The following is a 22,726-nucleotide window of genomic DNA, read 5'->3' on the forward strand; positions in this document are numbered from 1 at the left end:
TGTCGACGTCGACGTTCCGGGGAGGCCATGAGCAGCTCTTCCGATCAGACGGCGCAAAGACGTCTCGCTGCTGTCCTCGCCGCGGATGTGGTGGGCTATTCAGATCTCATGTCCAGAGACGAGGAGGGTACGCTGGCCCGACTGCGGGACCTGCGGCGCCAGGTGATCGAGCCGCAGATCCGGTCGCATCGGGGCCGCCTGGTGAAAACGATCGGGGACGGGTTCCTGTGCGAGTTCTCGAGCCCCATCGAGGCGGTCCGCTGTGCCGTCGACCTCCAGGAGGCGGTTGCCCAGGCGTCCGACGGGGAGCGCGCCAAGCCGCTTCAGCTGCGGATCGGGATCAACCTCGGCGACATCATCATCGAGGATGACGGCGACATCTTCGGCGATGGTGTCAATGTCGCGTCGCGGCTGCAGAAGATGGCTCTGCCGGGTGGGATCTGCCTCTCCGGCAAGGTCCATGAGGAGGTGAGGGACCGGCTCCCGTACCAGTTCGAGGATCACGGCGAGCATCGCTTCAAGAACATCGGACGGCTCATCCGGGTCTATTGCCTCCTGGCGGGACTGGATCCCTCCGTGACGTCGCGCGAGGCGCGCTCCACGGCCGCGTCGCTGGACAGGCCCTCCATCGCGGTTCTGCCGTTCATCAACCTCAGCAAGGACCCGGAGCAGGAATACTTCGCGGACGGCATCGTCGAGGACATCATCGCGGCCCTGTCGCGGTTCAGGTCCTTTTTCGTGGTCGCCCGCAACTCCACCTTCGCGTACAAGGGCCGGAACGTGAGCGTCCAGCAGATCGGGCGCGACCTCGGGGTGCGCTACGTGCTCGAGGGCAGCGTCAGGCGCTCCGGTGACAAGATCCGGATCACCGCCCAGCTGGTCGATTCCGTCAGCGGCATGCATCTCTGGGCGGAGCACTACGACGGGGTGATGGCCGACGTGTTCGACCTTCAGGACCAGATCACGACGAGCGTCGTCGGATCCATCCAGCCCTCCATCCGGGCGGCCGAGATCGAGCGCGCGCGGCGCAAGCGTCCCGAGAGCCTCGACGCCTACGACCTCGTCATGCGCGCCCTGCCTTATGTCTGGGCCCTGGAATTCGACGCCAACAAGGAGGCGACGCGGCTCATCGACAAGGCCCTTCTCCTCGACCCGGGCTATCCGCTCGCCCTGTCGCTGGCCGCATGGTGCCGGGGGCAGCGGATCGTCTACAACTGGTCGAAGAACGTGCCGGAGGATAAGCGCGAGACCCTGCGTCAGGCGCAGGCCGCGGCGGCGATCGCCCACGACGACCCGTTCATCCTGACGGTGCTCGGCGCCGCCCTGACGATCACCCGGGAGTACCAGCGCGCCGAATCGCTTCTGGAGCGGGCCCTCGCGCTCGACCCGAACTCGGCCTGGGCCTGGAACCGCAGCGGATGGCTCCACAACTACCGGCACGATCCGGAGGTCGGGATCCAGCATTTCGAGCACTCGCTGCGTCTCAGTCCGTTCGATCCCATGGCGTTCAACTGCGACATGGGGATCGGCTGCGCCCATTTCATCGCGAAGCGATACGATCTTGCCGCGCAATGGCAGGAAAAGGGGTGGCGGACAAAGCCCAGCGCCACCTGGGTCCACCGGACCCTCGCGCCCGCCTATGCTCTGGCGGGCGATCTCGACAAGGCCCGGGAGAGTGTCGGCGAACTCCTGAAGCACTATCCCGGGATCACGATCTCGCAGATCATCGAGGCCATGGCGTTCAGCCAGGAAACCATGGGCCGCTTCGCGGAAGGGCTGCGCCTAGCCGGTCTGCCGGAATGACGATCCCAAAATGAAACCGGGAGGATCGTGTCCTCCCGGTTCGGTCTCTTACTGCTGGTTCTGGCCCTGAAGCAGCGGGGTGATCCGGCGCATGGCCACGCGGCGGTTCTGCCGCTCGGCCCCTTGCGTATCCACCTTCAGGTATTGCTCGCCATAGCCTTGCGTCGTCAGGTTCTCGGCAGGGATCTGGAAGCGTTCGGTGAGAATGGTCGCAACCGTCTCCGCCCGCCGATCGGAGAGGGTGAGATTGTCCTCGTCCGCGCCGACGGCATCGGTATGGCCTTCGATCAGGAAGATCTCGTTGGGATTTCGCGACAGGGCGGAGCGGATCGCCTGGGCGATGCCCGTGAGCGCGCCCGCCTGGTCTCCCGCCAGCTCCCAGGAGCCGAACTCGAATGTGACCGTATCCACGTCGACCCGGCGCATGCGCTCGCGCAGCGGTTGGCTGCGGCGAACCTCGTCGAGGGTATAGGATCGCTCGATCCGCTCGACGGGCGGTGCGGTGAAGGCTTCGACGAGGTCGTCCTGGGACGCATCCTCGACGTCCACGATGTACTGCTCGCGCGGGATGCGGACGACCGGCGGCGGCAGCCGCACGACCTCCTCCTCGACATACCCGTAGCCGGGGCGCCGCTGGATGCCGCTGCGACGGTTCTCGATGAGGACGGTCTCGCGGCCGGCCGGCTCGCGCCGCGCGCGGCGGATGAGATTCCCGTCCGCGTCCCGAACGGTGACGATCTCGGAGCCGTCGGGACGGCGCACGATGGTCACCTCTTCGTCCGCGCCGCGCCGTTCGGTGCGGATGTCGGCATCCCGGTAAGTCCGGCGGAAACGTTCGGTCTCATCGTTGCGGATGATGACCTGGTTGCCCTCGCGGATGATCGTGCGGTTGCCCGGCTCCTGGATGATGACGCGATCGCCTTCCCGCCGCTCGCGGCGCTGGCTGCGCAGATCCTCGATGCGGACGCGCGACGGGTCGAGCGGCTCGGCGCGGCCGGGAGCCGCCTGCTGGGGCCCGAAGCGGCCGGGCACCTGCTGGGCCGCCGGAGGAGTGCCGGGAATCGGCGGTTGAGCGCGTGTTGCCGGTGCGGGAGCCGCCGGGGCGGGAGCCGCCGGGGCGGGGGCTGCCTGAGCAGGGGCTGCAGGAGCCGGGGCAGGCGGCGCGGCGGGTGCGGCGGTCGGCGCCGGCGGAGCCGCGGGAGGCGCCTCGGGGGCGCCGGGCTGCGCCTGTCCGGGACGCTGACCGCGTGGACGCTCGGCATTGTCCGGGCTGCCGGGGCGCCCGGGCCGGTCGCGCTCGGCCGGACGGGCTGCATCCGGAGCCGGACGCTGCTGGGCCGGCGCCGGGGGAGCTGTCTGCTGGGCGGCCGGAGGTGCGGCCGCGGGAGGCGCCGGTGGTGTCGCCGGCTGAGCGGCCGGCGCAGGCGGAGTTGGACGGGTCTGGCCGGCGGGAGCCTGCGGCCGCGGACGCTCCGCCGGCGGCTGCTCGCGCTCCTGCGCGGCGGGACGTTGGGGACGTGCCGGGGCCTCGGCCGGCGCCTGTCGCCGCTCTGCGGGAGCCTCATCCGAAGGAGGCCGCTGGGCCGGTCGGGCCGGCGCGGCGTCCGGCGCTGCCCGCTCGGCGGGCGGGCCCGGCTCGCGGCGGGGACGCTGCGCACCCGGGCCCTCGTCGGATCCAGGGCCGCCCGGGCCCGGCTCGCGGCCCGGACGCGGGCCCCGTTCTTCGGAAGCACCGGAGCCGCCCTGATCCTGTCCGCCCTGGCGGCGCTCCTGGCCGGGGCGCTGGCCGCGCTCGCCGTCGGGTCCCTGCCGCCGCGGCCGGGCGCCAGGCGGAAGCTCCTCGTCGGCCGATGGGCCGGCCTGTGCCAGGACGAGAGGCGTCGCGGGTGCGGGCTGGAGCGCCGACACGTGGGCCGGGAGCAGCATCAAGGGCAGGGCGGTACTCGCAAGAAACAGACGGGAGAGCTTCATGATCCTCAATTCACCGTTGGGCGCAGTTAAGTCATCGACAATGACAGGGTGCCGGGTTGGTTCCGAAAAAAGCGGGATTCCGCTTGTGAAACAGAATTTTAGAAGTTCGCCTATAGGGTTGAAGACCATGGATGAATGCCGTCTGAATGCCTACATCAGGAGGACGGAGTCCGGCCGAACGGACCCTTTCCTCCGTCATGGCCGGGCTTGTCCCGGCCATCCTGATCGGGTGAGGCAGGGGACTGGCCGGCTTCCTGGAAAGACACGCGACGAAGGCAGCCGAACCGGTGCAATGGACTGACGAAGGCGTCGTTCTCGGCGTCCGCAAACATGGGGAGACGAGCGTCATCCTGGAGCTGATGACGCGTGAGCACGGCCGGCATCTCGGCCTCGTGCACGGCGGCCGCTCGAAGAGCCTTCAGGCCGTCCTCCAGCCGGGAAACACCGTGCAGGCGACTTGGCGGGCCAGGCTCGACGAGCATCTCGGGACCTATCAGGTCGAGGGCATCAACCTGCGGGCCGCGCGCCTCATGGGATCATCCATGGCCCTCTACGGCCTCGCCACCCTGGCGCATCTCCTGCGCTACTTCCCGGAGCGGGACCCGCATTTCGCCCTTTTCGAGACCCTGACCGTGCTGGTGGATCACCTGGATGATCCCGATCTCGCGCCGGCGCTCTTCGTGAGATTCGAGCTCGCCATGCTGACCGAGCTCGGCTTCGGGCTCGACCTCACGTCCTGCGCGGCCACCGGTTCCGAGCGGAACCTCACCTACGTGTCGCCCCGGAGCGGGCGGGCGGTCTCGGCGGCGGCCGGGGAGCCGTACAAGGACCGGCTGCTCAAGCTGCCGGGCTTCCTGATCGGCCAGTCCCGGTCCAACCGTCCCGGCGAGGAGGAGATCCGGGCCGGATTTGCCCTGACGGATTTCTTCCTGCATCAGAACGTGTTCGACCCGCAGGGGCAGCGGGCTCCGGACGAGAGGGCGCGTTTCGTCGCACTGGCCACGGCTGGGGACGAATGAGGTTTGTTTCTGTTATGTTCCCTTTTCAGATGATAAGAAGCGATTCGCAATTGAGGATTTCGAGGAATGGGTAAGCCGGTCAATCCACCGTCCGGGGGCGAGATCGAGAACATCAATCTCAAGGACGCCCTTGAGGAGCGCTATCTCGCCTATGCGCTCTCCACGATCATGCACCGGGCGCTGCCGGACGCGCGCGACGGGCTGAAGCCGGTTCACCGGCGCATCCTGCACGCCATGCGGCTCCTGCGCCTCGACCCGAAATCGGCGCCGAAGAAATGCGCCCGCATCGTCGGCGACGTGATGGGTCAGTTCCACCCGCACGGCGACCAGTCGATCTACGACGCCCTGGTGCGCATGGCGCAGGATTTCGCCCAGCGCTACCCGCTGGCGGACGGGCAGGGCAATTTCGGCAACATCGACGGCGATAACGCGGCGGCCATGCGGTACACCGAGGCGCGCATGACCGAGGTCGCGCGCCTTCTGCTGGAGGGCATCGACGAGAACGCGGTCGACTTCCGCGAGACCTACGACCAGACCAACGAGGAGCCGGTGGTGCTCCCGGCGGCGTTCCCGAACCTGCTCGCCAACGGCTCGCAGGGCATCGCGGTCGGAATGGCGACGTCGATCCCACCGCACAATGCGGCCGAGCTCTGCGACGCGGCCCTCCATCTCATCGCCAAGCCGACCGCGACCTCCGAGCAGCTGATGCAGTTCGTGCCAGGGCCGGACCTGCCGACCGGCGGCATCATCGTCGACACGCCGACCGCCATGGCCGAGACCTACCGGACCGGCCGCGGCTCGTTCCGCGTGCGCGCCCGCTGGGCCAAGGAGGACCTCGGCCGCGGCAACTGGCAGATCGTCGTCACCGAGATCCCGTATTCGGTGCCGAAGTCGCGCCTGATCGAGAAGATCGCCGAGCTCTTGCAGGAGAAGAAGCTGCCGCTCCTGGCCGACGTGCGCGACGAATCCGCCGAGGACATCCGCGTGGTGCTGGAGCCCCGGGCGAAAACCGTCGATCCGATCATCCTGATGGAGTCGCTCTTCAAGCTCACCGAGCTCGAGAGCCGCATCCCGATGAACGTGAACGTGCTCGCCGGCGGCAAGGTGCCGAAGGTGCTCAGCCTCGCCGAATGCCTGCGCGAATGGCTCGACCATCGCCGCGAGGTGCTGATCCGCCGCTCGGGCTTCCGCCTGGCGGCCATCGACCGCCGGTTGGAAATCCTGGGCGGCCTGCTCATCGTCTATCTCGACCTCGACCGGGTGATCAAGATCATCCGCGAGGAGGACGAGCCCAAGGTCGAGTTGATGCGCGTCTTCCAGCTCACCGAGGTCCAGGCCAACGCCATCCTCGACACGCGCCTGCGCAGCTTGCGCAAGCTCGAGGAGATGGAGCTCAAGCGCGAGCAGAAGAACCTGCAGGACGAGAAGGCCAAGATCGAGGAGCTTCTCGGCTCCGAGAAGGTGCAGTGGAAGACGATCTCGGCCGAGATCAAGGAAGTCCGCAAGACCTTCGGGCCGGACACGGCTCTGGGCCGCCGCCGCACCTCCTTCGCCGAGGCGCCCGACACCTCCGACATCGACTTCGCCGAGGCGATGATCGAGCGCGAGCCGATCACCGTGATCGTGTCCCAGAAGGGCTGGATCCGCGCCATGAAGGGCCACCAGGCCGATCTCTCGGGCGTTCAGTTCAAGGGCGACGACGCGCTGAAAGTGGCGTTCTTCGCCGAGACCACGTCGAAGATCGTCGTGGTGGCGGATAACGGGCGCTTCTTCACCCTCGAGGCGTCCAAGCTCCCGGGCGGGCGCGGCTTCGGCGATCCGATCCGCCTCATGGTCGACCTGGAGGAGGGCGCCGACTTCATCGCGGCCTTCCCGTACCGGGCCGGCGGCAAGCTGCTCGTGGCGGCGACCGACGGGCGCGGCTTCGTGGTGCCCACCGACGAGATCACGGCGAACACCCGCAAGGGCAAGCAGATCCTCAACCTCGACGCGCCGGCCAAAATGGTCGTGTGCACGGAGGCCGAGGGCGATCACGTGGCGATCATCGGCGAGAACCGCAAGCTCCTGGTCTTCCCGGCGAAGCAGGTGCCCGAGATGACCCGCGGCAAGGGCGTGCGCCTCCAGCGCTACAAGGACGGCGGCGTCTCCGACGCCAAGGTCTTCAAGCTGAAGGAAGGCCTGACCTGGAAGGACACGGCCGGCCGCACCTGGACGGTCGCCAAGGAGGACCTGCGCGACTGGATGGGCGACCGCACCGAGGCCGGCCGTCTGCCGCCCAAGGGCTTCCCGAAGTCGAACCGGTTCGGGGAATAGGCGGCAATCCGTTTCGACGTCATGGCCGGGCCCCTCCCGGCTATCTCGATCCGGACGACGCGTCGCCTCGGAAGATCGGGATCACCGGCACAGGGCCGGTGATGACGTGGAGGGTATGATCCTCGTCGACCCTGACCTGTCAGGACGAGGCCGGTGATCACATGCCGGAGCCCTCGAGGCCGCCTTCGGTCCCGCCCGTGGTTTCGGTCGGGTTGTCCATGTCCGGCGGGACTGGACCGCGCTCGCCGGCGCCGCGTTCGAGCCGGGCGGCGATCTCGGCCACATGGCGGCCCTGAAAGCGGGCACCGCCGAGCTCGTTTTCGCTCGGCTGGCGCGAGCCGTCCCCGCCCGCGAGGGTGGTCGCCCCGTAGGGCGTGCCGCCCGTGACCTCGTCCATCTTGGTCTGGCCCGGATAGGAATAGGGCAGGCCGACGATGACCATGCCGTGATGCAGGAGCGTGGTGTGGAACGACGTGATCGTCGTCTCCTGCCCGCCGTGCTGCGTGGCCGTCGAGGCGAAAACGCTGCCGACCTTGCCGACCAGCGCGCCCTTCACCCACAGGCCGCCGGTCTGGTCGAGGAAATTGCGCATCTGGGCGGCCATATTGCCGTAGCGGGTCGGCGTGCCGAAGATGATGGCGTCGTAGTCGCCGAGCTCGTTCGGGCTGGCGACCGGCGCCTCCTGGTCGATCTTCATGCCCGACTTGCGGGCGATCTCCTCCGGCACCAGCTCGGGCACGCGCTTGACCGTCACCTCGGCGCCCGCGACCGAGCGGGCACCCTCCGCGACGGCCCGGGCCATTGTCTCGATATGGCCGTAGGAGGAGTAGTAGAGGACCAGGATCTTGGCCATGGCGCACCTTCCGTTTCGTAAGGATTATGCAACGAACAAGGCGCGGGAGGGGTTGTTCCGGATTTATCCGCCGCCCCTCCGTCCGGAGGGCTCGCGCGGCCGGATATGCCTTTAAGGAAGGATGCCGCTCTGCGGTGCGATGTCGGCTCACGCGCGTCCCCGGGGCGCGATGGCCAAACGCCTTTCCGGAAGGAGGTTCCATGATCGTTCGATTGCTCGTGATGGCCGGCCTTGCGGGCGCCTCCCTGGCGGCCGGCACTTCGGCGATGGCTCAGTCCATGCCCCTCGGTCCGATGATGAACGCTGCCGGCCGCGCCCAGCAGGCGGGCACCCCGGCCTCGAGCCCCGAACCCGGCCGGGTCATCGGCAGCGGGCCCGGACAAGGTCGTGCCCTGCCGTCCCGCCCGGCTTCCTCGCGGCCCTTCAGCGACAAGCCGGCGCGGCGGAAGCACCCCGTCAACATATCCCGCGACAACGGCTGACGATCAGACGGGAAAGCCGCTGCCGCGCGGCGACCGCCTGCCGAACCACCGACAGGCTGGTCGCAGGTGTCAACCGACCCGCACCCAGCCGTGCGCCATGAGCCGCTCCTGCGGCTTGAAGCGGGCCTTGTAGCCCATCTTCTTCGAGCCCTCGACCCAGTAGCCGAGATAGAGATAGGGCAGGCCCATCGCCTTCGCGCGGCGGATGTGGTCGAGGATCATGAAGGTGCCGAGGCTGCGGTCCTGCATCTCCGGGTCGTAGAACGAGTAGACCATGGAGAGGCCGTCGCTCATCTCGTCGGTGAGGCTCACCGCGATGAGGTCGCCCGCGCCGCGCCCCGTGAGGGCGCTGTCGATCCCCCGCCGGCGGTATTCGATCACCTTCGTGTCCACGTGGCTGTCCTCGACCATCATGGAATAATCGAGCACCGTCATGTCGGCCATGCCGCCGTCGGAGTGGCGCGTGTCCACGTAGCGGCGGAAGAGCGAATACTGCTCCGAGGACGGACGGTTGGGCAGGGGCTGGCCGATCAGATCGGCATTGTCCTTGAGGACGCGCCGCAGGTTCCCGGAGGGCTCGAAATCGTCGACCACCACGCGCACCGACACGCAGGCCCGGCACGCGTCGCAGGCGGGCCGGTAGGCGATCGTCTGGGATCGCCGGAAGCCGCCTTGAGTGAGAATCTCATTCAGCTCCCGGCCGCGTCGTCCCACGATGTGCGTGAAGACCTTGCGCTCCTCCTTGCCCGGCAGGTAGGGGCATGCGGACGGGGAGGTGAGATAGAATTGCGGTGCGTCGCGGGGCTGGCTCGTCAATCGGGAAAGCCTTGTGGAGAAACCTTGAGCGCTTCATCAACGCCCAAGGATAACATTGGTGTCCGGGCCGTCCAGGAAAAGAGGGCGAATGTCACAGGCGTTTGATGTCGCGCGGCTCCTGCGCGCTTCATGTTTCCCTTCGATGTCATCACCGGCCTTGTGCCGGTGATCCCGATCATGTCGGGCGCCGTACCCCGGACGATCGGGATGGCCGGGACGGGCCCGGCCATGACGTGGCAGGTTCGATGCGCTTCCGTCCCTGTCTTAAGCCCGCACCACCATCATGCCCGTGAGCAGGTCGCGGATGAAGCGGCGGTCGTCGCGCACGAAGCCGACGAGCACGTCGCAGGCCCAGAGCAGGAAGGTCGAGACCGCCACGTAGAAGAACAGCGCGTGCACGGCGGCGGCGAGCGGCGAGGCGCCCCGGCCGGTGCGCGGGTCGATCACGCGAAGCCCCATGTACCGCATGCCGACCGTCGCCTGCGAGGAGCCCCCGATGGTGACCGCGTTGTACACGATGAAGATCAGCGCCGTGAGCGGCAGGGCGAAGAACAGCCCCCAGCCGAGGCCGAGCGTGATGATCCCGAGGAAGAAGATCCCGATGGAGATCAGCACGACCCAGAGGGCGATGACGACGAGGTCGATCAGGTAGGCCCAGAAGCGCCGGGAGATCACGCCTTCCGTCAGACGGGTGTCGAGCTCGTAGGACGGATAGTTCAGCGTCGGCGGGTAAGGTCGGTTGACCATCGTTCTCTCCTCAGAAGGCGGCCTCGGGCAGGCTGCGGGACTCGATCCGCTGCGGGGCGAGTCCCTCCGCCGCCAGCGCCTCGAACACCTCCAATGTATGTTGTCTGTCCCGGGTTTCGATAGTGATGTCGATGGAAACGCCCTTGGCCGGCACGTCCAGGAACAGGCGGCCGTGCGAAACCTCCAGGATGTTGGCCCCGAGGCTCCCCAGAAGGCTCGCCACGCGGCCGAGCAGTCCCGGCCTGTCGTTCGACGTGATGCGGAACGACGTGATGCGGTCGTCCCGCTCCAGTTCGCGCACCATCACGGAGGCGAGGATCCGCGCGTCGATGTTGCCGCCGCAGAGCACGAGGCCGACCCGCTTGCCCTTGAACCGCTCGGGCTGCGCCATCATGGCGGCGAGGCCCGCCGCGCCCGCACCCTCGGCCATCGTCCGCTGGAGGGTCGCATAGGCGTTGACGGCGCGCTCGATCAGCGGCTCCTCGACCGGGATGATGGTGGACACCAGATCGCGCACGATGGGCAGGGGGAGCTGGCCCACGGTCTTGACCGCGATGCCTTCGGCCAGCGTGGCGCCCCCGATGGGGCGGTGCTCGCCGAGGATCGCATTGCGGAAGGACGGGTAGAGGGCCGCCTCCACGCCGACGATCTCGATGTCGGGCCGGAGCGCCTTCGCGGCCACCGCAATTCCCGAGATCAGCCCGCCGCCCCCGATGGGGACCACGATCTGGTCGAGATCGGGCGCGTCGGCGAGCATCTCGAGCGCGATGGTGCCCTGGCCGGCCATGACCTTGGGATCGTCGTAGGGATGCACGAAGACGAGGCCCTCCTGGTCGGCGATCTCGCGGGCGCGGGCGGCGGATTCATAGAGCGTCTCGCCCTCCAGGATGACCCGCGCCCCGTAGGAGCGGGTGTTCTCGGCCTTCACCAGGGGCGTGCCCTCCGGCATCACGATGGTGGCCGGGATGCCGAGGCGGCGCGCGTGATAGGCGACCGCCTGGGCGTGGTTGCCGGCCGACATGGCGATGACGCCGCGGCGGCGCTCGTCCGGATCGAGGCTCTCGAGCTTGGTGGCGGCGCCGCGCTCCTTGAAGGAGCCGGTGGGCTGCATGTTCTCGTGCTTCACGCAAACGGTCGCGCCGGTGAGCTGCGACAGGCGCGGGGCGGGCACCAGGGGCGTGCGCAGGACTTGGCCCCGGATCGTCTCCGCCGCGCGCTCCACGTCCTCGATGGTGATGGCGTACTCGGCCACGTTGTCCTCCGAAAATCTCATTATACGCCCTTAGACGGGCCTTGGTGTCGGATCCCTGAATCCCAGCAGGCCACCGGGCCGAAAGACCAGGAACACGACCAGGGCCACGTAGAGGGCCATGTCGCGCGCCTCGATGGGGAGATACGCCGACCAGAGGGTCTCGAACAAGCCCACGGCGAATCCGCCGAGCATCGCACCGGGGATCGACCCGATGCCGCCGATGATCGCCGCGATCAGGGCCTTGAGGCCGTACTGGAAGCCGCCGGCGAAGCCCAGGCCGCCGTATTGCGCGACGATCAGCATGCCGGACAGGCCCGCCATGGCGCCGGCGAGCGCCAGCGTCTGGACGAGAAGCCGTGGGCCATCGACGCCCATGAGCGCCGCCGCCTTGGGGTCGTCCGCATAGGCCCGCCAGGACCGGCCGAACCGCGTCGCCTGCACGAGCCAGAGGAGGGCGAGAGCCGCCACGAGGCCGATTCCGGCCGTGATCACGGTAATCGGCGTCAGGCTGACGATGAACTCGCCCGCACGCACGAGGGGCCAGGCCTGGGACCAGATCGGCGGCAGCCAGACCGTCACCGGGCTCTGCACGAGGCGCAGGTATTCCATCAGGAAGAGCGAAAATCCGACCGTGGCGATCAGGCTCGGCTGCGGGCTGGCACTGACGACGCGTCCGATGGTGAAGTAGCCCCCGACCGCGCTGTGGATGGCGCCCGCGAAGAGAGCGGCGGCGAGCCCCGCTGCGAGGCCGAGCACCGGGGAGCTGGCGCCGAAGCCGAGCACCACCGAGGCGCCCGCGATGGTCGCGGCCGAACCGACCGCCGCCAGCTCGCCGAAGGCCAGGTTGATCCGCCCGCTCAGCCCGAACACCAGGGCGAAGGCCACCGACAGCAGGGCGTAGATGGCCGTTCGCGGCAGGCTCACCAGGATCTGCTGCAGCCAATAGGCGGCACCCTCGGGGATCTCGATCACGTTGGCGCCGAGCGGGCTGCCCGGATCGCCGGCCGAGCCCTCCGGGGTGTCGAGATAATAGCGCTTGAGCAGGTAGAGGCTGGCGCCGGACAAGGGGCCTTCCTCGGTGGCGAGGCCCTCCAGCTCCGCCTTCTTGGCCGACAGCCCTTCGGCCACGAACTGGCAGATCGCGAAGCGCTGGAGAATCGGCCGGTCGGGAAACTGCGCCATATACTCGACCCGCAGGCTCCGCGGAGCGAGCCCCGCCTGGATCCGCTCGACGGTGATCGCCGCGCCGGGATTGAGCGCCGGCAGGACCGAGCGGCAGACCCGCGCCTGCTCGGCGTCGGTGGAGATTCCGCAGGCAGAGAGAAGGCAGAGGCCGAGCAGGAGGGAGGCGAGGAGGGCCAGATTCAGGAAGGGTGTGAAGAGCGGGAGGATCCTGCGGCTCTCATCCGGAACGTGCTCCCGGCAGTCGTGTTCTCCCGTCATGGCCGGGCTTGTCCCGGCCATCCCGATTGTTTGAAACCCTGCGCTCTTCGCATCGAGATCACCGGCACAAGGCCGGTGATGACATGGCAGGGATCGTTGCCGGACCTCATCGTTCGCGCTCACGTCCTGAGCCAGTCTCTGAGACGCCTTGAGCCCGACACGGAACGACCCCCGGATGTGACGGGCGATCAGCCCTGGTTCTTCAGCTTTTCCGCGACCCTCGGGGCGAAATAGGTCAGGATGCCATCCGCGCCGGCACGCTTGAAGGCCAGGAGGCTTTCCATCATCGCCCGTTCTCCGTCGATCCAGCCGTTCCCGGCCGCGGCCTGGATCATGGCATACTCGCCGGAGACCTGGTAGGCGAAGGTCGGAACGGCGAAATTGTCCTTCACCCGGCGCACGATGTCGAGATAGGGCATGCCGGGCTTCACCATGATCATGTCGGCCCCCTCCTCGAGATCCAGCGCCACCTCGCGCAGGGCCTCGTCGGAATTGGCCGGGTCCATCTGGTAGGTGCGCTTGTCGCCGACGAGGCACGCGGTGGTGCCGATGGCGTCCCGGAACGGGCCGTAGAAGGCGGACGCGTATTTCGCCGCATAGGCCATGATCTGCACGTCCTGGAACCCGGCCTGATCGAGACCCTCGCGGATAGCCGCGACGCGGCCGTCCATCATGTCCGACGGGGCGATGACGTCGGCCCCGGCCTCCGCCTGGAGCACCGCCTGGCGGACCAGAAGGGCCACGGTCTCGTCGTTGAGGATGCGATCGCCGTCCATCACGCCGTCATGGCCGTGGCTGGTATAGGGATCGAGCGCCACGTCGCAGATGATGCCGATGGCGGGCACCGCCTTCTTGATCTCGCGCACCGCGCGGCAGACCAGGTTGCGGCCGTTGAGGGATTCGGACCCGGTCGGATCGCGCAGCGCCGGATCCGTGTAGGGAAACAGCGCGATGGCCGGGATGTTGAGGGCGGCGGCCCGCTCGGCTTCGCGCACGGCCTCCGCGATGGTGAGGCGTTCCACGCCCGGCATGGACGTGACGGGCGTGCGGCCGCTCGCGCCCTCGACCACGAAGATCGGCCAGATCAGGTCGTTGACCGTCAGCACGTTCTCCTGCACCAGCCGCCGCGACCACTCGGCCTTGCGGTTGCGTCGCAGGCGGTGGGACAGGTTCAGGGAAGAAGAAGGCGCTTCGTCCGCGGAACGGCGGGGGAACGGAGACAGTTTCGACATCGTCCTCATCCAGCACCGGCTTCGATGCGCCGGCCGATGGCGAGAGGGTTAGCACATTTAAATCGCTCTAAAAAAGGGTTCGAGGTCGCATATCCGGCCGATCCAGGGGAAATCGGCCTCAACCCAGCCATGCATTGGCGGCTGCGCGGGTTTGTCACCGCCACTTTGTAGGCTCCCACCGTCATGGCCGGGCTTGTCCCGGCCATCCCGATCGGAAGAGCGTTGAGCTTCAAGGTATCGGGATCACCGGCACAAGGCCGGTGATGACGTGGCAGAAGCGATCCGTCATGCTGATGCTCGGACCGCGAAGGGCACCGTGTCCATTGACGTCCGGCGCGTGCCTTGTTTTAAGCCGCCACCAACCGAAGGAGTGTTCCATGGACGAGAGCGTCGACGTGCTCTGCGAGCGGCAGGGCGAGGCGGGCCTCATCACGCTCAACCGTCCGAAGGCGCTCAACGCCCTGACGCTCGGCATGGTGCGCGAGATGCGCCGGGCGTTCGATTCCTGGGCGCAGGACCCGGCGGTGACGCGGGTGATCGTCCAGGGGGCGGGCGACAAGGCCTTCTGCGCCGGGGGCGACATCCGGCAGCTCACCGAGGACCTCAAGGCCGGCCGGCGCGAGGACGCGCTCGCCTTCTGGCGCGAGGAGTACCAGCTCAACATCGTCATCAAGCGCTACCCGAAGCCCTACCTGTCCCTTATCGACGGGATCTGCATGGGCGGCGGCGTCGGCGTGTCCCTGCACGGCACCCACCGGGTGGCGGGCGACCGCTACCTCTTCGCCATGCCGGAGGTCGGGATCGGGTTCTTCCCCGACGTGGGCGCCACCTACGCGCTGCCGCGCCTGCCGGGCCGGACCGGCATGTATCTCGCCCTCACGGGCGATCGCGTGAAGCGGGAGGACGCCGTGATGCTGGGCCTGGCCACCCATGCGGTGCCGAGCGGCAACATTCCGGGCCTGCGCGACGCGCTGATCGCGGGCGACCGCGTCGAGGCGGCCCTGTCGCAGGTCGCGACCGATCCCGGCCCGGCGCCCCTGGAGGGCGAGCGGGAGACCATCGATACCTGCTTCTCGGGCGGCAGCGTGGCCGAGATCCTGGCCCGCCTGGATCGGGCGGCCGAGAGCGGCTCGGCGTTTGCGGCCAAAGCCGCGTCCGGCATGCGGGCGAAGTCGCCCACGAGCCTGAACCTGGCCTTCGAGCAGGTGCGCCGGGGCGCCGCGATGGATTTCGAGGAGGCCATGCGGACCGAGTTCCGAATCGTCTCGCGCATCGGCGACGGCCACGACTTCTTCGAAGGCGTGCGGGCGGTCCTGATCGACAAGGACAACCGGCCCGGCTGGCAGCCCGCCGCTCTCGACCAGGTGGACGGGGCCGTGATCGAGCAACACTTCGCCAGCCTGGGCGACCGGGACCTGGAGGTCGCCTGATGCCCCGCACCGGAACCCAGCCGCCGTCGACCCCGGCCACCCGGGAGTACCTGTCCGACCGGATCGAGGAGCGGCCGGTCGCCAGCTCCATCATGCGCTGGGGCTTCGTGCTGACCTGGTTCATGCGGGTCCTGGCGATCCTGTGGATCATGAAGGGCCTGAGCGCCTGGGCGGTGATCCTCGGCATCTGGACCCCGGTCGGGCAGTTCGAGGCCCGGTCGACCGGCTACCAGGCCACCATGATCTACTTCGCGCTGATCGATCTCGTGGCGGCGGTGGGCCTGTGGATGGCCAGCACCTGGGGCGGCATCATGTGGCTCCTCGCCGTGATGAGCCACCTGATTCTCGCCGCCTTCTTCCCGGGGATCGTCTCGGGCGGGGTCGTCACCGTGGCGTTCTTCCTGACCCTGATGGCGGTCTATCTTGCGGTCTCGTGGCTCGCCGCGCGGGAAAACCACTGACCGGGCGGTCCGGCCAAGCTCCTCACGCAGAAGTGTATCCCCAAGAGCACAGTTCAAAGTTACATGTGGCCGGAAGGCGGTTGCGGAGCGCCAGGAACCGGGAGCGGGTCGGTTTGCCATAAAACGGCCCCGATGTTCCTCGTTTTCGATACCGTTCTTTAATCCTATCCCGGCACTTATCGCTGGGAAGGGGGCTGTCGCGGGCATTCGCCTGCCGCTCCCGCCGTCGGAAACATCTAACCGGGAAGAGCCTGCGCTCATGTTCTCTCGCCGTACCCTCCTGACCGGATCGCTCGCCCTGATCTTCACGCCGGCTACCGGGGCCCTGGCCCAGCAATTCGCCCAGAGCCAGGCCGAGTGGTCGCAGAACTACGAGGCCGTGTCGCGCACCCGCGTGCAGCGCACCTCGACCCCCATGCTGTCCGCCGACGCGCTCGCCGCCACCGAGCAGATGATCGAGTACTACCGCAACATCGCGGCCCGCGGCGGCTGGCAGCCCGTCCAGGGCGTCCAGGGCCTGCGCGTCGGCTCGAAGAGCCCGGCCGTGGTGGCCCTGCGCCAGCGCCTCATCATCACCGGCGACCTCGACCAGGCGGCTGGCGAATCGCCGATCTTCGACTCTTACGTGGAGTCCGCCGTGCGCCGCTTCCAGGCCCGCCATGGCATCAGCTCCACGGGTACCATCACGGCCCCGACGGTCGCCGCCATGAACGTGCCGGCCGACGTCCGCATCCGTCAGCTCGAGATCAACGTGGCCCGCCTGCGCACCCTCGTGGGCTCCGGGCTTCCCAACCGCTATGCGGTGGCCAACATCCCGGCCGCCCTGGTGGAGACCGTGGAGGGCGGCGTCGTCCACACCCGCCACGCCGCCGGCGTCGGCAAGATCGACCGCCAGTCGCCGCTCCTCAACTCCAAGGTGGTCGAGGTCAACTTCAACCCGTTCTGGACGGCCCCCGCCTCGGTGGTGAAGAAGGACCTCATCCCCAAGATGCAGAAGGAGCCGAACTACCTGGCCGAGAACCGGATCCGCATCTTCAATTCGGCCGGCCAGGAGGTCCAGTCCAGCCAGATCAACTGGTTCTCGGACGAGGCGACCCGCTACCGCTTCCGCCAGGATCCGGGCGGCGACCTGAACTCCATGGGGTTCGTGCGCATCAACATCCCGAACCAGCACGGCGTTTACATGCACGACACGCCGTCCAAGGGCATCTTCGGCGACGATTTCCGCTTCGTGTCCTCGGGCTGCATCCGCATCCAGAACGTGCGCGACTACATCGAGTGGCTCCTGAAGGACACCCCCGGCTGGAGCCGCGAGCAGATCGATGCCACCTTCAAGTCCGGAGAGCGCATCGACGCACGCCTGGCGCAGCCGGTGCCGATCCACTGGATCTACATGACCGCCTGGGCGACCCCGGACGGCCTCGTCCAGTTCCGCGACGACATCTACAACAAGGACGGCCTCGGCAACGCGATCCCGGTCGCAAGCCGCACCCCGACCGAGCCGGACCAGGAGATGTTCCTGCAGAACTGAGGGCTGGGCGGACCACAGCCCCGGCACAGCGTCATGACGACCTCATCGCCGGCCTTCGGGCCGGCGGTTTCGTTTGTGGGGTCGCTTCGGTCCGGCAACGTTCGCACAGACCCCGACGCCCGCTACGTCATCACCGGGCTTGTCCCGGTGATCTCGATTGTTTGGAATGCCACGCCTTTCCGATCGGGATGGCCGGCCCAGAGCCGGCCATGACGGGGTAGGGCGGTGCGAACCAGGCGCTGCCTCTCCGAAGCGCCGCGCTTCGCCCGCCCGAGATGCCCGGCGCCCCGTTGCATGCTCGGCGCCGGACGGGCATGTCTCCCGTGCGGGTTGGCGCGGTCAAGGCAGCCATGGTAAAGGCCTGGGCCATAGCGGATCGAGCGGCCCGTTCCAGCCGGGCCCCCAGGAAGACGAGGTGACCCATGAGCGCGAGTGAAGCGGCACGCAGCCATCTGTCCAACAGCTTTTTCTCGGCGAGCCTCGCTGACAGCGATCCCGAGATCGCCCGCGCCATCGGGCTCGAGCTCGGCCGCCAGCGGGACGAGATCGAGCTGATCGCCTCCGAGAACATCGTGTCCCGGGCCGTCCTGGAGGCTCAAGGATCCGTCATGACCAACAAGTACGCGGAAGGCTATCCGGGCCGCCGCTACTATGGCGGCTGCCAGTTCGTCGACATGGCCGAGGAACTCGCCATCGAGCGCGCCAAGCGCCTGTTCGAGTGCCGCTTCGCCAACGTGCAGGCCAATTCCGGCTCCCAGGCCAACCAGGCCGTGTTCATGGCTCTGATGAAGCCCGGCGACACCTTCATGGGCCTCGACCTCGCCTGCGGCGGCCACCTGACCCACGGCTCGCCCGTGAACATGTCGGGCAAGTGGTTCAACGTGGTGAGCTACAAGGTGCGCGAGAGCGACCAGATCATCGACATGGACGAGGTCGCCGAGCTCGCACGGACCCACAAGCCGAAGGTGATCGTGGCCGGCGGCTCTGCCTATTCCCGGTTCTGGGACTTCGCCCGCTTCCGGGAGATCGCCGACGAGGTCGGGGCCTTCTTCATGGTCGACATCGCGCATTTCGCCGGCCTCGTGGCGGGCGGCGCGCATCCGTCGCCGTTCCCCCACGCCCACGTGGTCACCACCACGACCCACAAGACCCTGCGCGGCCCGCGCGGCGGCATGATCCTGACCAACGACGAGGACATCGCCAAGAAGGTCAATTCGGCGATCTTCCCCGGTCTCCAGGGCGGCCCGCTCATGCACGTGATCGCGGCGAAAGCCGTGGCGTTCGGCGAGGCCCTGCGGCCCGAGTTCAAGCTCTATGCCCGCTCCGTGGTCGACAACGCCAAGGTGCTGGCCGACACGATGCTCGCGGGCGGCTACGCCATCGTGGCGGGCGGCACGGACAACCACCTGATGCTGGTCGACCTGCGCCCCAAGACGCTCACGGGCAAGGCGGCCGAAGCGGCGCTCGGCCGCGCCCACATCACCTGCAACAAGAACGGCGTGCCCTTCGACCCCGAGAAGCCGATGGTCACCTCGGGCATCCGCCTGGGAACGCCGGCCGCCACTTCGCGCGGCTTCGGCGTGGCCGAGTTCAGGAAGGTGGGCGAGCTGATCGTCGAGACCCTGGACGGCCTCGCCGCCCATGGGGACGAGGCCAACGCGGCGGTCGAGGAATCGGTCAAGCACCGCGTCCACGAGCTGACCCGCCGGTTCCCGATCTACGCGTGATCGGGCCATCGGAGCGTGGCCGGACGTTTCCCTTCCACGGCGTCACCGGGCTTGTTCCGGTGATGCCGATGCGAAGAGCGCTGCGCTTCACCATATCGGGATGGCCGGGACCGGCCCGGCCATGACGAAGTGGATCGTCCAGAAAATCCCTGGCTTCGAATATCGGATAGAAGGCTGATGCGCTGCCCCTATTGCGGGAGCCTGGACACCCAGGTGAAGGATTCCCGCCCCACGGACGATTCCTCGTCCATCCGCCGTCGCCGCATCTGCCCGGATTGCGGCGGCCGCTTCACGACCTTCGAGCGCGTGCAGCTGCGCGAGCTGACGGTGCTGAAGCGCTCAGGGAGGCGGGTGCCGTTCGACCGGGACAAGCTCCAGCAATCCGTCGAGGTGGCGCTGCGCAAGCGGCCCGTCGATCCGGAGCGGGTCGAACGGATGATCAACGGCATCGTGCGCCAGCTCGAGAGCATGAGCGACGGCGAGGTGCCGAGCGAGACCGTGGGCGAGCTCGTCATGGAGGGCCTGAAGGGCCTCGACGACGTGGCCTATGTGCGCTTCGCCTCCGTGTACAAGAATTTTCGCGAGGCCAAGGATTTCGAGGAGATCCTCGGCAAGCTGGCGGAAGGCGAGGACGACCTGCCGCCTCCGCCCAAGAAGAAGCGTGCGCCGAGCGAGCCATGACCCCCGCCGGGGCCGAGCGGCCGTCCCCTGACAGGATTCTGCGCGACGAGCACTTCATGCGCCTGGCGATCGCCCTGGGCGGGCGCCACCTCGGGCTGACCTGGCCGAACCCGTCGGTGGGCGCCGTGCTGGTCGACGAGAGCGGCGATTCTCCCATGATCCTGGCTCAGGGCGTCACCCAGGCCGGCGGCCGGCCCCATGCGGAGCGCATCGCCCTCGAAGCGGCCGGCGAGCGGGCCCGCGGCGCCACCCTCTACGTGACCCTGGAGCCCTGCGCGGCCCGCAGCAGCCACAGCCACGGCCCCTCCTGCAGCGACCTCATCGTGGCGGCGGGGATCGGCCGGCTGGTGGTGAGCGTGCCGGATCCGAGCCCCTTCGCGGCCGGGCAGGGTCCGGAGCGCTTCGGCCGCGCCGGGATTCCTCTGTCGATCGGCTGTCTCGCGCCCGAGGGCGCGCGGCTCCATGGCGGGCACATCACCCGCGTGACCAGGGGCCGCCCGGCCGTCACGGTGAAGCTCGCCCGCAGCACCGAGGGCTTTGCCGGCGCGCGCCGCGGCCCACGGCTGATGCTCACCGGCGAGGCGGCCAACGGCCGGGTGCACCTGATGCGCGCTCACGCGGACGCCATCATGGTCGGGGTCGGGACTGTTCTGGCCGACGATCCGCTGCTGAATGTGCGCCTGCCGGGCTTGGAGGGCCGCTCGCCGGTGCGAATCGTGGTCGATTCCCGCCTGCGCACGCCGCCGACCGCCCGCGTCGTGGCCGGCGCCGGGATGATTCCGACCTGGATCGTCACCACCGTCGACGCGCCGGTGGAGCCGGAGCGGGCGCTGGCAGCGCGCGGCGTCGAGATCCTGCGCGTCTCGTCCGACGCGAACGGCCGCGTCCACCTGCCCGAGGCCCTGCAGCTCCTCGGCACGCGGGGCCTGACGGGCGTGTTCTGCGAGGGCGGACCGGACCTGGCGGATGCGCTGGCCAGGTCCGACCTCGTCGACGAGCTGGTCCTGATCACCGGCCGCTCGGCACGGGGGCAGGGCGACGTGCCGGCCCTCGGCCCGGCCCTTCAGGACCAGATGGATTTCTTGAACCCCTGGGCCGAGGAGCAGATCGGCCCCGACCTTTTCATGTTCTGGGAGAGACCCTGATGTTCACGGGTATCGTCACCGATGTCGGTGAGATCGCAACCGCCGAGGGATCCCAAGGAACCCTGAAGCGCCTGCGGATCCATGCGTCCTACGACCCCGCCACGATCGCGCTCGGCGCTTCGATCGCGTGCGGCGGGCCGTGCCTGACCGTCGTGGCTTTCGGCCCGCGGGAGGGCGGCTGCTGGTTCGACGTGGATGCCGCGGCCGAAACCCTGGAGCGCACCACCGTGGGGGCCTGGGAAGCCGGCACCCGGGTCAACCTGGAGCGTTCCCTGAAGATCGGCGACGAGCTCGGCGGCCATATCGTGACCGGGCACGTGGACGGCATCGCCACCATCGTGGCCAAGGAGGCGATCACCGCCGGCGACGACCCGTGGGGTCCGACGGCGCGCTTCACCATCAAGGCGCCCCATGGGCTCGCCCCGTTCATCGCCGAGAAGGGCTCCGTCTGCCTCGACGGCACGTCGCTCACCGTGAACTCCGTCAGCGACGACCTGTTCTCCGTGTTGATCATTCCGCACACGCTGGCGGTCACCACCTGGGGCGACCGGCAGGTCGGCGACAGGCTCAACCTCGAGGTCGATCTCATGGCCCGCTACGCGGCCCGGCTTGCGGATGCGCGCCGGGCGGAGTAGGGACGTTCAACGTTTCCCTCTTGAGTGAAGGGCGCCGGGCGCCATCGCTTCCCACGTCATGGCCGGGCTTGTCCCGGCCATCCCGATCGTGTGGAGCGCGACGCCGTTCTTCATCGGGATCACCGGCACAAGGCCGGTGATGACGAGACGGTCCAATTTCCAGCCCTCCTCAGGCTGTTCACGAAAGATCTTTGCAGAGTCCGCCATGGTCGCGCCATCCGACAAGCCCAAAAGCCCCCGTCCGCCGGTTCCCGGCGCCCGCATCCTGGTCGTGGAGGCCCGCTTCTACGACGACATCGCCGACGAGCTCCTGCGGGGCGCGAAGGGCGCCGTCGAGGCCGCGCAGGCCAGTATGGACGTGCTGACTCTTGACGGCGCCCTTGAGATCCCGGCCACCATCGCGATCGCCCTCGACGCCGCCGAGAGGGCCGGCCGGCCCTACGACGCCGTCGTGGCGCTGGGCTGCGTGATCCGCGGCGAGACGGGTCATTACGACATCGTGGCGGGCGAGAGCGCCCGCGCCCTGATGGATCTCTCCGTCGAGCGCCGCATTCCCCTGGCCAACGGCATCCTGACGGTCGAGAATGATCAGCAGGCCTGGACCCGGGCGAGCGTGAATGAATTGAATAAGGGCGGTGGAGCGGTGGACGCGGCTCTGGCCGTCCTGCGCATCAAGAAGACATTGGAGGCCTGATCATGACGAAGCCAGCAGAGCGCTCGGCCGCTCGCCTCGCTGCCGTCCAGGCTCTCTATCAGATGGACGTGTCGGGCAAGACCGTGCTGGACGCGCTTGCCGAGTTCGAAACCTTCTGGATCGGCCGCGAGGTCGAGGGCATCGAATTCCAGCCCTCCGACAACACGTTCTTCCGTGACATCCTCTCGGGCGTGGTCAAGAACCAGCGCGAGATCGACGTGAAGATCGACAACGCGCTTGCGACCGACTGGCCCTTGAAGCGGGTCGAGGCGGTGCTGCGCGCCATCCTGCGCGCCGGCGGCTACGAGCTGATGTTCCGCAAGGACGTCCCGGCCCGCGTGGTCATCACCGAATACGTGGACGTGACCCACGGCTTCTACGGCGAGGACGAGCCGGGCCTCGTGAACGCCGTGCTCGACAAGGTCGCCCGCGACGTCCGTCCGGGCGAGCTCGAGAAGAAGGCGGCCGGGCAGGGCAAGCGCTAGCACGAT

General features: G+C 68.4%; 21 protein-coding genes. 13 read left to right on the forward strand and 8 right to left on the reverse strand.

Going from position 1 to position 22,726, the window contains the following annotated elements:
• Positions 1-27 precede the first annotated feature (27 nt).
• Positions 28-1,803, forward strand: a complete 1,776-nt coding sequence (locus KBI52_RS30030) for an adenylate/guanylate cyclase domain-containing protein (protein ID WP_210812625.1) — start codon at positions 28-30, stop codon at positions 1,801-1,803.
• Positions 1,804-1,851: 48 nt separating this feature from the next.
• Here KBI52_RS30030 and KBI52_RS33710 read toward each other — a convergent pair whose 3' ends face one another.
• Positions 1,852-3,774 (reverse strand): OmpA family protein, encoded by a 1,923-nt coding sequence (locus KBI52_RS33710; protein WP_262265564.1) that lies wholly within the window; start codon positions 3,772-3,774, stop codon positions 1,852-1,854.
• Positions 3,775-4,061: 287 nt separating this feature from the next.
• Here KBI52_RS33710 and recO point away from each other — a divergent pair, with 287 nt between their 5' ends.
• Both recO and parC read left to right on the forward strand, forming a co-directional pair.
• Entirely contained in the window at positions 4,062-4,793 is a 732-nt protein-coding gene (recO, locus tag KBI52_RS30040; RefSeq protein ID WP_173950450.1) for a DNA repair protein RecO, read from the forward strand.
• 66 nt (positions 4,794-4,859) lie between these two features.
• The gene (gene parC, locus KBI52_RS30045; protein WP_173950451.1) at positions 4,860-7,106 is read left to right on the forward strand and encodes a DNA topoisomerase IV subunit A; all 2,247 of its coding nucleotides are present in this window, start codon (positions 4,860-4,862) and stop codon (positions 7,104-7,106) included.
• A 157-nt stretch (positions 7,107-7,263) separates the two neighbouring features.
• On the opposite strand, the gene wrbA is transcribed toward parC, so the two are convergent.
• The gene (gene wrbA, locus KBI52_RS30050; protein ID WP_210812626.1) at positions 7,264-7,959 is read right to left on the reverse strand and encodes an NAD(P)H:quinone oxidoreductase; all 696 of its coding nucleotides are present in this window, start codon (positions 7,957-7,959) and stop codon (positions 7,264-7,266) included.
• 200 nt (positions 7,960-8,159) lie between these two features.
• Between wrbA and KBI52_RS30055 the strand changes: the two genes are divergently transcribed.
• The gene (locus KBI52_RS30055; protein WP_173950453.1) at positions 8,160-8,441 is read left to right on the forward strand and encodes a hypothetical protein; all 282 of its coding nucleotides are present in this window, start codon (positions 8,160-8,162) and stop codon (positions 8,439-8,441) included.
• 69 nt (positions 8,442-8,510) lie between these two features.
• Here KBI52_RS30055 and KBI52_RS30060 read toward each other — a convergent pair whose 3' ends face one another.
• From KBI52_RS30060 to hemB, 5 genes are all read right to left on the reverse strand, one after another.
• Complete coding sequence (locus KBI52_RS30060; RefSeq protein WP_210812627.1) at positions 8,511-9,257, reverse strand: arginyltransferase; 747 nt, start codon at positions 9,255-9,257, stop codon at positions 8,511-8,513.
• A gap of 264 nt (positions 9,258-9,521) precedes the next feature.
• Positions 9,522-10,004: an RDD family protein gene (locus KBI52_RS30065; RefSeq protein ID WP_173950456.1), complete on the reverse strand. Its 483-nt coding sequence runs from the start codon at positions 10,002-10,004 to the stop codon at positions 9,522-9,524.
• A 10-nt stretch (positions 10,005-10,014) separates the two neighbouring features.
• Positions 10,015-11,277 carry a threonine ammonia-lyase gene (locus KBI52_RS30070; RefSeq protein WP_210812628.1) on the reverse strand — a complete coding sequence of 421 codons (1,263 nt, stop codon included), beginning with the start codon at positions 11,275-11,277 and terminating at the stop codon, positions 10,015-10,017.
• Positions 11,278-11,286: 9 nt separating this feature from the next.
• On the reverse strand, positions 11,287-12,699 hold the full coding sequence (locus KBI52_RS30075) for a branched-chain amino acid ABC transporter permease (RefSeq protein WP_210812629.1): 1,413 nt from the start codon (positions 12,697-12,699) through the stop codon (positions 11,287-11,289).
• A 188-nt stretch (positions 12,700-12,887) separates the two neighbouring features.
• Positions 12,888-13,931, reverse strand: coding sequence for a porphobilinogen synthase (gene hemB / locus KBI52_RS30080; RefSeq protein WP_210812630.1), 1,044 nt, complete (start codon positions 13,929-13,931; stop codon positions 12,888-12,890).
• A 377-nt stretch (positions 13,932-14,308) separates the two neighbouring features.
• Here hemB and KBI52_RS30085 point away from each other — a divergent pair, with 377 nt between their 5' ends.
• From KBI52_RS30085 to KBI52_RS30115, 7 genes are all read left to right on the forward strand, one after another.
• Positions 14,309-15,361 (forward strand): enoyl-CoA hydratase/isomerase family protein, encoded by a 1,053-nt coding sequence (locus KBI52_RS30085; protein ID WP_210812631.1) that lies wholly within the window; start codon positions 14,309-14,311, stop codon positions 15,359-15,361.
• Positions 15,361-15,822, forward strand: coding sequence for a DUF6163 family protein (locus tag KBI52_RS30090; protein ID WP_173950461.1), 462 nt, complete (start codon positions 15,361-15,363; stop codon positions 15,820-15,822). Before KBI52_RS30085 ends, KBI52_RS30090 begins: the two co-directional genes overlap by 1 nt.
• 259 nt (positions 15,823-16,081) lie before the next feature.
• On the forward strand, positions 16,082-17,353 hold the full coding sequence (locus KBI52_RS30095; protein WP_173950462.1) for a murein L,D-transpeptidase: 1,272 nt from the start codon (positions 16,082-16,084) through the stop codon (positions 17,351-17,353).
• Between the two features lie 422 nt (positions 17,354-17,775).
• Positions 17,776-19,080, forward strand: a complete 1,305-nt coding sequence (gene glyA, locus KBI52_RS30100) for a serine hydroxymethyltransferase (protein ID WP_210812632.1) — start codon at positions 17,776-17,778, stop codon at positions 19,078-19,080.
• Between the two features lie 177 nt (positions 19,081-19,257).
• Entirely contained in the window at positions 19,258-19,761 is a 504-nt protein-coding gene (gene nrdR / locus KBI52_RS30105) for a transcriptional regulator NrdR (RefSeq protein WP_173950464.1), read from the forward strand.
• Positions 19,758-20,906, forward strand: a complete 1,149-nt coding sequence (gene ribD, locus KBI52_RS30110) for a bifunctional diaminohydroxyphosphoribosylaminopyrimidine deaminase/5-amino-6-(5-phosphoribosylamino)uracil reductase RibD (RefSeq protein ID WP_210812633.1) — start codon at positions 19,758-19,760, stop codon at positions 20,904-20,906. Before nrdR ends, ribD begins: the two co-directional genes overlap by 4 nt.
• On the forward strand, positions 20,906-21,541 hold the full coding sequence (locus KBI52_RS30115; RefSeq protein ID WP_173950466.1) for a riboflavin synthase: 636 nt from the start codon (positions 20,906-20,908) through the stop codon (positions 21,539-21,541). Before ribD ends, KBI52_RS30115 begins: the two co-directional genes overlap by 1 nt.
• A 6-nt stretch (positions 21,542-21,547) precedes the next feature.
• Here the strand turns inward: KBI52_RS30115 and KBI52_RS30120 are convergent, their stop codons facing one another.
• Positions 21,548-21,697 (reverse strand): hypothetical protein, encoded by a 150-nt coding sequence (locus KBI52_RS30120; protein ID WP_210812634.1) that lies wholly within the window; start codon positions 21,695-21,697, stop codon positions 21,548-21,550.
• A 49-nt stretch (positions 21,698-21,746) separates the two neighbouring features.
• On the opposite strand from KBI52_RS30120, the gene ribH reads away from it, so the two are divergent.
• Together ribH and nusB are read left to right on the forward strand one after the other, a co-directional pair.
• Entirely contained in the window at positions 21,747-22,235 is a 489-nt protein-coding gene (gene ribH, locus KBI52_RS30125; protein WP_210812635.1) for a 6,7-dimethyl-8-ribityllumazine synthase, read from the forward strand.
• Between the two features lie 2 nt (positions 22,236-22,237).
• Positions 22,238-22,720 (forward strand): transcription antitermination factor NusB, encoded by a 483-nt coding sequence (gene nusB / locus KBI52_RS30130; protein ID WP_173950469.1) that lies wholly within the window; start codon positions 22,238-22,240, stop codon positions 22,718-22,720.
• Positions 22,721-22,726: the final 6 nt, after the last annotated feature.

The organism is Microvirga sp. HBU67558 (assembly GCF_018069605.1).
Lineage (GTDB): Bacteria > Pseudomonadota > Alphaproteobacteria > Rhizobiales > Beijerinckiaceae > Microvirga > Microvirga terrae.